Source organism: Mycobacterium alsense (assembly GCF_002086635.1).
GTDB classification, from domain to species: Bacteria; Actinomycetota; Actinomycetes; order Mycobacteriales; family Mycobacteriaceae; genus Mycobacterium; species Mycobacterium alsense.
Genome location: NZ_MVHD01000035.1, coordinates 1 through 12,658 on the forward strand (window position 1 = coordinate 1; position 12,658 = coordinate 12,658).

Consider the following 12,658-nt stretch of genomic DNA (forward strand, 5'->3'; position numbering starts at 1 on the left):
GCTGATCGGCACCGGCGGCACCGGCGGCGCCGGCGGCGCGGCGGCGGCCGCAGGGTCGACGGGCGGCGACGGCGGCCCCGGCGGCAACGCCGTGCTGATCGGCAACGGCGGCAACGGCGGCACCGCCGGAATCGGCGCGGCGGCCACGGGCGCCCCGGGCCCCGGGGGCACGGGAGGGCTGCTGCTGGGCGCCAACGGCCTCTGACGCCCTCCCCCTGTCGCGAGCGGGGAAAGGGGAGCTAGAAGAGGGCCGCCTGCTCGACGACGTTGACCATCGCGCGCAGGCCGATCGCCAGGGCCCGCTCGTCGAGGTCGAAGTTCGGCTGGTGCAGGTCCAACTGCGGCCCGACGCCCGACCACACGCCCAATCGCGCCATCGCGCCGGGAACCTCCTCGAGGTACCAGGAGAAGTCCTCGCCGCCGCCGGACTGGCGGGTGTCGGCCAGCGAGTCGGGACCGACGGCCTCGATGGCGTGGGTGAGGATGCGGGTCGAGACGTCCTCGTTGACCACCGGCGGCACGCCGCGCCGGTACTGCAGGGTGTGTTCGATCCCCAGCGGGGAGAGCAGCGCGGACACGGTCTCGCGGATGATCTCCTCGAGGGCCACCCACGTGTGGCGGCTCGCGGTGCGCACCGTGCCGGCCAGCACGCCGGTCTGCGGTATCGCGTTGGGGGCCACGCCGGCGTTGACCGCGCCCCACACCAGCACCGTCCCGTTGCGCGGGTCGATGCGCCGCGACAGCACACCGGGCAGCCCGGTGATCAGCGTGCCCAGGCCGTAGACGAGGTCGGCGGTCAGGTGCGGGCGCGAGGTGTGCCCGCCCGGCGAATACAGCGTGATCTCGAGCTGGTCGGCCGCCGAGGTGATCGGGCCCTGGCGGATCGCGATCTTGCCCACCTCGAGCCGGGGATCGCAGTGCAGGGCGAAGATTCGCGACACCCCCGCCAGCGCGCCGGCGGCAATGGCGTCGATCGCCCCGCCGGGCATCAGCTCCTCGGCCGCCTGGAAGATCAGTCGCACCCCCACCGGCAGCTCCGGCACCGACGCCAGCGCCAGCGCGGTGCCCAGCAGGATCGCGGTGTGTGCGTCGTGCCCGCACGCGTGCGCGACGTTGGGCATCGTCGAGGCGTACGGCGCGCCGGTGCGCTCGGCCATGGGCAGCGCGTCCATGTCGGCGCGCAGCGCGATCCTCGGCTCGTGCTCGGGGCCGAGGTCGCAGACCAGCCCGGTCCCGCCGGGCAGGACTTTGGGGTTGAGCCCCGCGTCGGCCAGCCGCTCGGCGACGAACTGGGTGGTGGCGAACTCCTGCCGGCCCAACTCCGGATAGCGGTGGATGTGCCGGCGCCACGAGACCAGGTCGGCGTGATGGGCGGCCAACCACGATTCGGCCGTGTCGACGAGGCTCATGATGCCGCCCGCCTGTCGCGGGCGGCCAACACCCGGTCGCGCTCCTCGGGAGCCTGGGCGAGGTGAACGACGGTGCGCGCCAACATGATTGCGCCATCGACGACCGCGCGGTCGGCGCTGGGACCGGCGGCGGCCGCGGTGAAGGCCCGCTGGTGCACGGTCGCGCCGCCGGCGTCCACCCCGATCACCGGATGGATCCCCGGCAGCACGTGCGTCACGTTGCCCATGTCGGTGCTGCCCATGGGAATCCCGGCCTCCAGCTCCGCTGACAACGGTTCGCGCCCGAGTCGGCGCATCTCGTCGCGGCAAACGTCGGCCAGCCAGGGATCGGGCCTGAGCTCCGCGTATGGCGGTGCCGGGTTGTCGATTTCGTATTCGCAGCCGGCCGCCAGCGCGCCTGCGGCAAAGCACGCGAACATCCTGCCCTCCAGCTCTCGCAGCGAATCCGAATCGACGGCGCGCATCGCATACTGCAACGCCGCGCGGCCGGGTATCACGTTGACGGCCTGCCCACCGTTGGTGACGATCCCGTGCGTCAGTTGGCCCGGCGCCAATTGCTGGCGCAGCACCCCGATGGCCACCTGCGCGACGGTCACGGCGTCGGCCGCGTTGACACCCATGAACGGCGCGACGGCGGCATGCGATTCCTTGCCACGGTAGTCGACGACCACTTCCGACAACGCCAGCGAGCGGGCCGCGGCGATGTCGGTCGGCCCGGGATGCACCATCACCGCGGCCGCGACGTCGTCGAACGTTCCGGCCTGCAGCAGCAGCGCCTTGCCACCGCCCGCCTCCTCGGCGGGGGTGCCCAGCAGCGCCACCCGCAGGCCCAGCTCGTCGGCCACCTCGGCCAGCGCCAGCGCGGCCCCGACCGCCGAGGCCGCGATGATGTTGTGGCCGCAGGCGTGCCCGATCTCGGGCAGCGCGTCGTACTCGGCGCAGACCCCGACCACCAGCGGCCCGCCGCCGAAGTCGGCACGAAACGCGGTGTCCAGGCCCCCGGCCGGCGCGGTGATCTCGAAACCGCGCTCGGCGACCAACGCCTGCGCCTTGGCGCAGCTGCGGTGCTCCGCGAACGCCAGCTCGGGCTCGGCGTGGATGGCGTGGGACAGCTCGACGAGCTCCCCGCCACGCCGCCGCACGACGTCCTCGACCCTGTCCAACGGGTCCGACGGTCTCAACGGGGTGGTTGGCACTCTCGCAGTATCCCACCGCCGCCGTCGCGCCTCGGACAGCAAACCGTTCAACCTGCATTTCCGCGTTCAAGTGGACTAAAAGTATGTAACTCTGCTATTTATATGACATCTGTTCAACGCAGCGGTCTCCAGCAGAAGGGATCCATCGATGAGCTTTTTGGTGCTGCCCCCCGAGGTGAACTCGCTGCGGATGTTCATCGGCGCGGGGTCGGCGCCCATGCTGGAGGCCGCGGCGGCCTGGGACGGCCTGGCGTCCGAGCTTGCCACGGCGGCGTCGGCGTTCGCGTCGGTGACCTCCGGCCTGACGGGCCAGGCCTGGCAGGGCCCGGCGGCGGCGGCGATGATGTCGGCGGCCACGCCCTACGCCGGCTTCTTGAGCGCGGCGGCCGCCCAGGCCCAGAACGCGGCCGCGCAAGCGCAGTCGGTGGCCGCGGTGTTCGAGTCCGCGCTGGCGGCGACCGTGCACCCGGTGGCGGTCGACGCCAATCGCAGCGGGCTGGTGTCGCTGGTGATGTCGAACCTGTTCGGCCAGAACGCCCCGGCGATCGCGGCCACCGAGGCCGAGTACGAGCAGATGTGGGCCCAGGACGTGGCCGCGATGGTCGACTATCACGCCGGCGCGTCCGCGGCCGCCGAGCAGATCGCGTCGTGGCCGCCCCTGAAGGCACTCGACAGCATCTTCGGGCCGCTGGACAGCATCCCGGGCCTCTACGTCGGAGGCGTCGGCAACCTCAAGCTCTTGACCCTGGGCATCGGCAACCAGCTGGCGTGGAACCTGGGCAGCGGCAACAACGGCCAGATCAACCTGGGCAGCGGCAACCTCGGCGACGTCAACCTGGGCAGCGGCAACTTCGGCTTCTGGAACCTGGGCAGCGGCAACATCGGCAACCTGAACCTGGGCAGCGGCAACATCGGCGGCTACAACCTGGGCAGCGGCAACAACGGCAGCTACAACTTCGGCTTCGGCAACAACGGCGGCAACAACTTCGGCTTCGGCAACCTCGGCTCGGCCAACATCGGCTTCGGCAACACCGGCACCGGAAACATCGGCATCGGGCTCACCGGCGACCACCAGATCGGCATCAATTTCGCGGGCGGTCTGAACTCCGGGATCGGCAACATCGGGTTCGGCAACTCGGGCACCGGCAACATCGGCTTCTTCAACTCGGGCACCGGCAACATCGGGATCGGCAACTCGGGCCAGTTCAACTCCGGCATCGCCAACGCGGGGAACTTCGCCACCGGGCTGTTCAACTCGGGGTCGACGGACACGGGCGTGTTCAACTCGGGCGACTACAACACCGGCGCCTTCAACGCCGGCAACTACAACACGGGTTTCTGGAACTCGGGCAGCGTCAACACGGGCGTGTTCAACTCCGGCGACCTCAACACCGGCGTGGGCCACCTGTTCACCGGACCCGGCGTCAGCTCGGGCTTCGGCAACGCGGGCGCCGGGAGCTCCGGGTTCGGCAACACCGGTGACAACGCCTCCGGCGTCGGGAACACCGGCGACTACGTCTCGGGCGTCTTCAACTCCGGGCTCGCCGCGATCAGCGGCGTGCTGAACGCCGCGCCCGCCGGCTTCACGTCGGGCGTGTCCAACCTGCGCGACTTGCTGACGGGTTTCTTCGGCAACTAGTCGTTAAGCTCGCCCAGTGTGAGCGAAGGCGCGCCCGACCCCGACGGCCTCGCGCGGCGGGCGGCGCGGGCGATCGCCGAGCGCACCGGGGTCGACGGGCACGACGTCGCGATCGTTCTCGGGTCGGGGTGGCGGCCGGCGGTGGCGGCCCTGGGAGCACCGGACGTCGTGCTGCCCCAGGCCGAGCTGCCCGGGTTCGCGCCGCCGACCGCCGTCGGGCACACCGGCGAGCTGATCTCGATGCGCATCGGCGCCCGGCGGGTGCTGGTGCTGGTGGGTCGCGTGCACGCCTACGAGGGCCACGACCTGTGCCATGTGGTGCACGCGGTCCGGGCGGCCTGCGCGGCGGGCGTGCGCACGGTCGTGCTCACCAACGCGGCCGGCGGGTTGCGGCCCGACCTGGCGATCGGCGAGCCGGTGCTGATCAGCGACCACCTCAACCTCACCGGGCGCTCGCCGCTGGTCGGCCCGCGGTTCGTGGACCTGACGGACGCCTACAGTCCGCGGCTGCGGGAGCTGGCGCGCCGGGCCGACCCGCACCTGGCCGAGGGCGTCTACGCCGGGATGCCCGGCCCGCACTACGAGACCCCGGCGGAAATCCGGATGCTGCGGGTGCTGGGCGCCGACCTCGTCGGCATGTCGACGGTGCACGAGACGATCGCGGCGCGCGAGGCCGGCGCCGAGGTGCTGGGGGTGTCGCTGGTGACCAACCTGGCGGCGGGGATCTCCGGGCAGCCGTTGGCCCATGCCGACGTGCTGGCCGCCGGGGCCGCGTCGGCGGCCCGGCTGGGCACGCTGCTGGCCGGCGTCGTCGAGCGCCTGTAGCGGCATGAACCCCGAGGAGTGGATCGCGCACGATCCGGACCCCGGGACGGCCGCCGAGCTGGCCGCCTGCGACCCCGACGAGCTCGCGGCCCGATTCGCGCGCCCGCTCACGTTCGGCACCGCGGGGTTGCGCGGCCCGGTGCGCGGCGGGCCCGACGCCATGAATGTCGCGGTGGTGTCGCGCGCGACGTGGGCGGTGGCCCGCGTGCTCACCGAGCGCGGCCTGGCCGGCGCGCCGGTGATCGTCGGCCGCGACGCCCGCCACGGCTCGGCGGTGTTCGCCACCGTCACCGCCGAAGTCCTTGCCGCCGAAGGGTATTCGGTGCTGCTCCTGCCCGGGCCGGTGCCCACGCCGGTGGTCGCTTTCGGGGTGCGCCACACCGGCGCCGCCGCAGGGGTGCAGATCACCGCGTCGCACAACCCGCCGGCCGACAACGGCTACAAGGTGTACTTCGAGGGCGGCGTCCAGATCGTCTCGCCCACCGACCGCCAGATCGAAGGCGCCATGGCCGCCGCGCCGCCGGCCGACCGGATCGCCCGCACGCCCGTCGCGCCGGCGAACGCCGACCTGGTGGAGCGCTACATCGCGCGCGCGGCAGCCCTGCGGCGCTCGGCGGGATCCGTGCGGGTGGCGCTGACGGCGCTGCACGGGGTGGGCGGCGAGGTGGCCGTCGAGACCCTGCGCCGGGCGGGATTCGAGCAGGTGCACACCGTCGGCGCCCAGTTCGAGCCCGACCCCGACTTCCCCACCGTCGCGTTTCCCAACCCCGAGGAGCCCGGGGCCACCGACGCGCTGCTCGCCCTGGCCGCGCAGGTGCGGGCCGACGTGGCGATCGCGCTGGATCCCGACGCCGACCGATGCGCGGTCGGCATACCCGACCGGTCGGGCTGGCGGATGCTGTCCGGTGACGAAACCGGTTGGCTACTGGGCGATTACATCTTGTCGCAGCAGCAGCCCCTCGGGACCGCCGTCGTGGCCAGCACGGTGGTGTCGTCGCGGATGCTGTCCGCGATCGCCGCGCGCTACGGCGCGACCCACGTCGAGACCCCCACCGGATTCAAGTGGCTGGCGCGCGCCGACGAGGGCGTGCCCGGCGGCATCCTGGTCTACGCCTACGAGGAGGCGATCGGCCACTGCGCCGACCCGGACGCCGTGCGCGACAAGGACGGCATCAGCGCGGCGGTGCTGGTGTGCGACCTGGTGGCCGCGCTGCGGGGGCGGGGCCGTTCGGTGCCCGACCGGCTCGACGAGTTGGCCCGGCGCCATGGCGTGCACGAGGTCGCGGCGGTGTCGCGGCGGGTGGCCGACCCCGCCGAGGCGGCCGAGCTGATGCGGCGGCTGCGGGCGGCCCCGCCGGCGCGGCTGGCCGGCTACCCCGCGGCGGCCACCGACACCGCGGACACGCTGATCGTCACCGGCGGCGACCGCGACACGTCGGCGCGGGTGGCGGTGCGCCCGTCGGGAACCGAACCGAAGCTCAAGTGCTACTTGGAGATTCGCTGCGCACCGACCGATGACGTGCCGGCGGCGCGGGAGCGGGCGAGGGCGCTGCGCGACGAACTGGTCGCCGAGGTGCGGGCGTGGTGAGTCAGCGGGGCCCGAACTGGCGGTCGCCCGCGTCACCGAGACCCGGCACGATGTAGGCGATCTCGTTGAGGCCGTCGTCGACGGCCACGGTGAACAGCCGCGCGTCCGGAGCCGCTTTGTCCAGGGCGGCAATGCCTTCCGGCGCGGCCACCACGCACAACACGGCGACGCTCGTGGCGCCGCGGCGGTGCAGCAGGTCGATCGTGTGCGTGATCGACCCGCCGGTGGCCAGCATCGGGTCGAGGACCATGACCGGCAGGCCGGCCAGGTCGTCGGGCAGCGACTCCAGATAGCCCGCCGCGCGGTGGGTTTCCTCGTCGCGGGCGACCCCGACGAATCCGACCCGGGCCTCCGGCAGCAGCTCGAGGGCCTCGTCGACCATGCCGAGCCCGGCGCGCAGCACGGGCACCAGCACGGGCGGGTTGGCCAGGCGCACCCCGAGCGTCTCGGCGACGGGCGTGCGGATCGGGAAGGTCTCGCGGCCGGCGTCCCGGGTGGCCTCGTACACCAGCATCCGGGTCAGGTCGCGCAGCGCGGCCCGGAAGGCGGCGTTACCGGTGCGCTCGTCGCGCAGCGTGGTCAGCCGGGCGAGGGCCAGCGGGTGATCCACGACGCGCACCTCCACGGGATCCGACCCTATATAACGATCGCGCCCCGATTGGCTAAAGCCGCGTTGACACGCTCGCGTGGCCGCCGTCCGCCCGCCGGATGCGCCCCTATACTCCCCCGCGTGCTGAGCCGAATCGAGGGTGCGCTCCGGCTGATCGGCGCGGCGGCGCTGGCGGTGTGCGCGGCAGTGGTGGTCACCCCGTCGGCCCCGCGGGTGGCCCTGCGCGCGGCCGCGCTGCCGCGTCCCGCGCACGTCGTGATCGTCATCGAGGAGAACCGATCGCAGGCCAACATCATCGGCAGCAAGTCGGCGCCGTTCATCAACGCGCTGGCGGCACGCGGCGCCATGATGGCGCAGTCGTTCGCCGAGACGCACCCCAGCGAGCCGAACTACCTGGCGCTGTTCGCGGGCAGCACGCTGGGCGTGACCAAGGACGTGTGTCCGGTCAATGCCGGCGCAACCCCCAACCTGGCGTCCGAATTGCTGTCCGCCGGTTACACATTCGTCGGCTACGCCGAAAGCCTGCCCGCCGTCGGGTCGCCGGTGTGCAGCGCGGGCAAGTACGCGCGCAAGCACGTGCCCTGGGCCAACTTCAGCAATGTGCCGGCGGCGAACTCGCTGCCGTTCTCGGCCTTTCCGATGGGCAACTACGCCAGCCTGCCGACGGTGTCGTTCGTGATCCCCAACAACGACGACAACATGCACGACGGCTCGATCGCCCAGGGCGACGCGTGGCTGAGCCGCGCGCTGTCCGGATACGCCAACTGGGCGGTGGCCAACAACAGCCTGCTCGTCCTGACGTGGGACGAGGACGACGGCAGCCCGCGCAATCAGATCCCGACCGTGATCTACGGCGCCCACGTGCAGCCCGGCACCTACAACGAGCGGATCAACCACTACAGCGTGCTCGCCACGCTCGAGGAAATGTACGGGCTGCCCAAACTCGGCTACGCGGCCGCCGCCGCGCCGATCGCCACCATCTGGGCCCCCTGACTCCCGGGCACCCTCATGGCCGGACCGGGCACCTTCGCCGCCCGTCGCTATTCTGTGCCGCATGGCTGCTGACCTCGTGCCGATCCGCCTGAGCCTGTCCGCCGGTGACCGCTACACCGTGTGGGCGCCCCGTTGGCGCGACGCCGGCGACGAGTGGGAGGCGTTCCTGGGCAAGGACGAGGACCTCTACGGGTTCGAGTCCGTCGCCGACCTGGTGGCGTTCGTGCGCACCGACACCGACAACGATCTGGTCGACCACCCGGCGTGGCCGTACCTGACGTCGGCGCACGCCCATCGCTTCCAGCCCGCCGAGGACAAGCACTTCGATCTGGTCGCCGTCGAGGAGCTGGTGGCCGAGAAGCCGACCGAGCAGTCGGTGGCCGCCCTGGCCGGCGCCCTGTCGATCGTGTCGTCGATCGGTTCGGTCTGCGACCTGCCGGCGGTCGCCAAGTTCTTCAACGGCAACCCCAACCTGGGCACGGTGGCCGGCGGGATCGACACCTTCACCGGCAAGGCGGGCCAGAAGCGCTGGAACGCGATCGCCGAGGTCATCGGGCGCGGTTGGGACGACGTGCTCGGCGCGATCGACGAGCTCGTCAGCACCCCCGACGTCGACGCCGAGTACTCGGCCAAGGCCGCCGAGGAGCTGGCCGAAGAGCCCGAGGAAGAGTTCGAAGAAGAGCCCGAGGTCGAGGAACTCGAAGAAGCCGCCGAGGAGGCGGTCGACGAGTCCGCGGAGGAGCCCGGCTCCGAAGGCGCCCCGGACTCCGAGGCCGAGGGCCGCGCGGCGGGTGACACCGTCGTGCTGGGCGGCGACGAGGACTTCTGGGTTCAGGTGGGCATCGACCCGATCCGCGTCATGACCGGTGCCGGCACGTTCTACACGCTGCGCTGCTACCTGGACGAGCGCCCGATCTTTCTGGGCCGCAACGGCCGCATCAGCGTGTTCACCTCCGAGCGGGCGCTGGCGCGCTACCTCGCCGACGAGCACGACCACGACCTTGCCGACCTGAGCACCTACGACGACATCCGCACCGCCGCGACGGACGGCTCGCTGGAGGTCGACGTCACCGACGACAACGTCTACGTGCTGAGCGGGCTGGCCGACGACTTCGCCGACGGCCCCGACGCCGTGGACCGCGACCAGCTCGACCTGGCCGTCGAGCTGCTCCGCGACATCGGTGACTACTCGGAGGACCCGACCGTGGACAAGGCGCTCGACACCGCCCGGCCCCTGGGCAAGCTGGTGGGCTACGTGCTGGAGCCCGATTCGGTGGCCAAACCCGGGCCCCCGTACGCCGCGGCGGTGCGCGAGTGGGAAAAGCTGGAACGATTCGTCGAGGGCCGGCTCAGGAGAGAATAGGCACGTGTCCCTTCCCGGCGTCGGCCCGCTGCCGCTCTACGGGTTTCACCGCCCGGGCATGCTGCTGTTCGCCGTGGTGCCGCTGGCGCTGCTCGCCTTCTACGTCGTGGTGCAGGCCCGGCGCCGACGCCGCCTGCGCCGGTTCACCGAGGCGCAGGTGCCGCAGTCGCGGTGGCGGCACCTTCCGATCGCGGTCGCGCTGCTGTCGTTGCTGCTGCTGACCGTCGCGCTGGCCACCCCCACGCACGACATGCGCATCCCGCGCAACCGGGCCTGCGTCGTGCTGGTCATCGACATGTCCAACTCGATGCGGGCGACCGACGTCGAACCCAACCGGCTCAAGGCCGCCGAGCAGGCGGCCACCCAGTTCGCGACCCAGCTGACCCCGGGGATCAACCTCGGGCTGGTCGGGTTCGCCGGAATTCCGTACCTGCTGGTGCCGCCGACCCCGCAGCACCAGGCGACCATCGATGCCCTGAAGAAGCTGGAGTTCGCCGACGGGACGGCTACGGGTGAGGCGATCTTCACCGCCCTGCGCGCCGTCGGCGCCGCCGCCGTCACGGGCGGGGACACGCCGCCGCCGGCGCGCATCGTGCTGCTCTCCGACGGCGGGGAGAACAAGCCGACCAACCCCAGCGACCCGCACGACGGCGCCTACACCGCGGCGCGCCTGGCCAAGGACCAGGGCGTGCCGGTCTCGACGATCTCGTTCGGGACGAAGGGCGGCGAGATCGAGATGAACGGGCAGCGCGTCGCCGTCCCCGTCTCGACCGACCAGATGAAGACCATCGCCCGGCTCTCCGGTGGCCAGGCGTATACGGCGACCAACCTCAGCGAGCTGGACAAGAGCTACGACGCCATCGAGAACGACATCGGGTTTCGGGTGGTGCCCGGGCCCGGCAGCGCCGGGTGGCTGCGCCTGGGCGTCATCGCCGCCCTGATCGCCACGGCGCTGGGCCTGCTGATCAACCGGCGGCTGCCCACCTGATCGCTCAGGCGGGCAGCCTGCTGTTCAGCGCCAGGCCGGCCAGGATGGCACCGGCCAGCAGCACCGCGCCGAGCAGCATCCAGGCGGCGCTGGCGTCGCCCTTGACGGTCTCGTAGCCGATCTGGCGCTGCAGCGTCGAATAGACCTGTTCGAGCGATTCCAGGCTGTCGGCGTGGAACGCCTGGCCGTCGGTGATCTTGCAGATCTCCTGCAGGGTCTGGTCGTCGACCGGGACGGGAATGTTGGCGCCCTGGTATTCGACGGTGCCGTAGGGCGTGCCGAACGAGATCGTCGATATCTGCACCTCCGCGGCCCTGGCCGCCCGCGCGGCGGTGAACGCGCCCTGCGGCGCGTTGGGGTCCAGCGGCACGTTCTCGGCGCCGTCGGATTCCAGCACGATCCGCGCGGGCGGCGGTCCCTCGCCGCCGCCCATCACCGAGCCGACCGTGGCGATCGCCTGCAGCGCGGTGAAAAGCCCTTCCCCCGTCGCGGTTTTCGGCATCGGCTTGAGGCCGTCGATCGCCGACTTCACGGCGCCACGGTTGGTCGTCGGGGACACCAGCAGCGAGGCGTTGGCCGCGAAGGCGACCAGGCCCAGGTTGATGGCCGGCGTGAGCTCGTCGGCGAACTTCTTGCCGGCCTCCTTCGCGGCGGCCAGCCGGGTCGGGGCGACGTCGGTGGCGGCCATGGATTCCGAGACGTCGATGACCAGCATCACGACCGCGCGGTTGAGCGGGATCCGGATGTCCGACGTCGGCCCGGCCATGGCGGTGGTGAGCAACACCAGCGACGTGGCGAGCAGGATCGTCGGCACGTGGCGCCACCGGCCCGACCGCGGCGGCGCGACCCGCTCCAGCACCTCCATGTTGGCGAACCGCAGCACGCGGCGGCGGCGGGCGAACTGCACCGCGATGTAGATCCCGATCACCAACAGCACGACCAGCAGCACCAGGAAGAACCAGGCGTTCTGGAAGCCGGTGAGCGACACGGGGCCCAGCAGCGGCAGCTTCATGTCCAGCCACACTATTCGCCGAGGGCCCCCGGCGCATGGGCCGCGCCCGGCGACGGATCAGGATGCCGGGGAGGCCATCGCGCGGATGCGCCGGAGCGTGAGCCGGGCGGCCCACATCGACAGCGACGGCGAGAGGCGGTCGAGGTACCACACCGCCTTCCACCACGCCGGCAACACGATGATGGCGTGGTTGCGCGACACCGCGCGAAGGGCGCGCCGCGCGAAATCCTCGGGCGCCATCGGCCGCGTCGGCCCCCAGAACTTGAGCAGCTCTTCGTCGCTCACGCCCTCGTATCGCCCGTACTTGCCGAAGGTGAGGATCGGGGTACGGATCGCGCCGGGGCACAGCACCGACACGCGCACGCCGTGGCGCGCGGCCTCCGCCCGCAGCGCCTTGGAGATCCCGACGACGGCGTGCTTGGTGGCGGTGTAGCTGGCCGCACCCGGGGTGGCGACGAGGCCCGCCATCGACGCGGTGTTCACGATGTGGCCCGAACCCTGGCCGATCATGATCGGGTACACCGCCTGAATGCCGTGCACCACACCGCGCAGGTTCACGTCGAAGACGTCGTTCCAGTCGTCGAGGGTGTACGAGTCGACCTCACCGCCGACGCCGATGCCGGCGTTGTTGAACAGGTAGTCGATCCGCCCGGCACCTCGCACCGCTTCGGCGACCGCGCGCCCGAACGACGGGTAGTCGCGGACGTCGAGCTCGATCGCGTGCGCCTTGGCGCCGCCGCCGTCGAGGCGCCCCGCGAGCTCCCGCGCGGCGTCGATTTGGCGATCGGCGATCCAGACCTCCGCGCCGCCGTCGGCCAGCGTGGCGGCCAGCGCGGCCCCGATCCCCGACGCGCCGCCGGTGACGAACGCAACCTTGCCGGACATCCTCGCCGTCACGGGGGAAGGATAGTCGCCGGCGCCCGAACAAGGCCGAACAAGGCCGAACAAGGCCGATCGGGGGCCGACCGAGGGCCGAACAAGGCCGATCGGGGGCCGATCCATCCGAATTGTGTTACAAGCGCGACGGTTCGGGGA

General features: G+C 72.0%; 12 protein-coding genes. 7 read left to right on the forward strand and 5 right to left on the reverse strand.

Annotated features, from left to right (window positions below):
* Nucleotide 1: 1 nt before the first annotated feature.
* On the forward strand, nt 2-205 hold the full coding sequence (locus BST11_RS27630) for a hypothetical protein (protein WP_083139282.1): 204 nt from the start codon (nt 2-4) through the stop codon (nt 203-205).
* Between the two features lie 34 nt (nt 206-239).
* Here the strand turns inward: BST11_RS27630 and BST11_RS18145 are convergent, their stop codons facing one another.
* The gene (locus BST11_RS18145; protein WP_083139283.1) at nt 240-1,409 is read right to left on the reverse strand and encodes a M20 family metallopeptidase; all 1,170 of its coding nucleotides are present in this window, start codon (nt 1,407-1,409) and stop codon (nt 240-242) included.
* A complete protein-coding gene (locus BST11_RS18150) occupies nt 1,406-2,590 on the reverse strand; it encodes an amidohydrolase (RefSeq protein ID WP_142276424.1) in 1,185 nt (394 codons plus the stop codon). Before BST11_RS18150 ends, BST11_RS18145 begins: the two co-directional genes overlap by 4 nt.
* 163 nt (nt 2,591-2,753) lie before the next feature.
* Between BST11_RS18150 and BST11_RS18155 the strand changes: the two genes are divergently transcribed.
* Genes BST11_RS18155 through BST11_RS18165 form a run of 3 tightly spaced genes read left to right on the forward strand, consistent with a single transcriptional unit; the run spans nt 2,754 to nt 6,657 of the window.
* The gene (locus tag BST11_RS18155; RefSeq protein WP_083139285.1) at nt 2,754-4,244 is read left to right on the forward strand and encodes a PPE family protein; all 1,491 of its coding nucleotides are present in this window, start codon (nt 2,754-2,756) and stop codon (nt 4,242-4,244) included.
* Between the two features lie 18 nt (nt 4,245-4,262).
* A complete protein-coding gene (locus tag BST11_RS18160; RefSeq protein ID WP_083139286.1) occupies nt 4,263-5,069 on the forward strand; it encodes a purine-nucleoside phosphorylase in 807 nt (268 codons plus the stop codon).
* Nucleotides 5,070-5,073: 4 nt separating this feature from the next.
* On the forward strand, nt 5,074-6,657 hold the full coding sequence (locus tag BST11_RS18165; RefSeq protein ID WP_083139287.1) for a phospho-sugar mutase: 1,584 nt from the start codon (nt 5,074-5,076) through the stop codon (nt 6,655-6,657).
* Nucleotide 6,658: 1 nt separating this feature from the next.
* Here BST11_RS18165 and upp read toward each other — a convergent pair whose 3' ends face one another.
* Complete coding sequence (upp, locus tag BST11_RS18170) at nt 6,659-7,282, reverse strand: uracil phosphoribosyltransferase (protein ID WP_083139288.1); 624 nt, start codon at nt 7,280-7,282, stop codon at nt 6,659-6,661.
* A gap of 93 nt (nt 7,283-7,375) precedes the next feature.
* Here upp and BST11_RS18175 point away from each other — a divergent pair, with 93 nt between their 5' ends.
* From BST11_RS18175 to BST11_RS18185, 3 genes are all read left to right on the forward strand, one after another.
* Complete coding sequence (locus tag BST11_RS18175; RefSeq protein ID WP_169834929.1) at nt 7,376-8,260, forward strand: alkaline phosphatase family protein; 885 nt, start codon at nt 7,376-7,378, stop codon at nt 8,258-8,260.
* A 61-nt stretch (nt 8,261-8,321) separates the two neighbouring features.
* Nucleotides 8,322-9,623, forward strand: a complete 1,302-nt coding sequence (gene satS, locus BST11_RS18180; RefSeq protein ID WP_083139289.1) for a protein export chaperone SatS — start codon at nt 8,322-8,324, stop codon at nt 9,621-9,623.
* Nucleotides 9,624-9,627: 4 nt separating this feature from the next.
* Nucleotides 9,628-10,611 (forward strand): VWA domain-containing protein, encoded by a 984-nt coding sequence (locus BST11_RS18185; protein ID WP_083139290.1) that lies wholly within the window; start codon nt 9,628-9,630, stop codon nt 10,609-10,611.
* Between the two features lie 4 nt (nt 10,612-10,615).
* Here BST11_RS18185 and BST11_RS18190 read toward each other — a convergent pair whose 3' ends face one another.
* Together BST11_RS18190 and BST11_RS18195 are read right to left on the reverse strand one after the other, a co-directional pair.
* Nucleotides 10,616-11,623 (reverse strand): VWA domain-containing protein, encoded by a 1,008-nt coding sequence (locus BST11_RS18190; protein ID WP_083139326.1) that lies wholly within the window; start codon nt 11,621-11,623, stop codon nt 10,616-10,618.
* 57 nt (nt 11,624-11,680) lie between these two features.
* Nucleotides 11,681-12,520 (reverse strand): SDR family NAD(P)-dependent oxidoreductase, encoded by an 840-nt coding sequence (locus BST11_RS18195; RefSeq protein WP_244897695.1) that lies wholly within the window; start codon nt 12,518-12,520, stop codon nt 11,681-11,683.
* Between the last annotated feature and the right edge of the window lie 138 nt (nt 12,521-12,658).